Source organism: Methylophaga sp. UBA678 (assembly GCF_002299105.1).
Lineage (GTDB): Bacteria > Pseudomonadota > Gammaproteobacteria > Nitrosococcales > Methylophagaceae > Methylophaga > Methylophaga marina.
In genome coordinates this window covers 1-380 of sequence record NZ_DBNG01000019.1, presented here as the reverse complement: position 1 = coordinate 380, position 380 = coordinate 1, and the positions used below count along the sequence as shown (strand labels likewise).

Annotated in this window: 1 protein-coding gene; it reads right to left on the bottom strand. The window is 43.2% G+C overall.

Annotated elements, in window-relative coordinates:
* Positions 1 to 380 (bottom strand): M3 family metallopeptidase (locus B3014_RS10305; RefSeq protein ID WP_289286961.1); only part of this gene is annotated, 380 nt, incomplete at both ends.

Sequence of the window (380 nt, the reverse complement as noted above, 5' to 3'; positions counted from 1 at the left end):
TTCTTCAAATTTAGAAAACGCATCGGCTGATAACACTTCTGCCCACTTATAACTATAGTAACCAGCCGCATAACCGCCAGCGAAGATGTGACCAAAGCTATGAGCGAAACGATTAAATTTTGGCGGTTTAACGACAGCTACCTGATCACGCACTTCGGCCAGAATTTTATCCACTTGATTGCCGCCTTCTGGATCAAACTCCAAATGCAAACGGAAATCGAAAATAGAAAACTCCAACTGACGCACCATCATCATCGCTGACTGGAAGTTACGTGCCGCGATCATTTTTTCATAAAGGTCATCAGGTAGTTTTTCACCGGTTTCATAATGACCTGAAATCAGATCTAGTGCTTCCCTTTCCCAGCACCAGTTTTCCATAA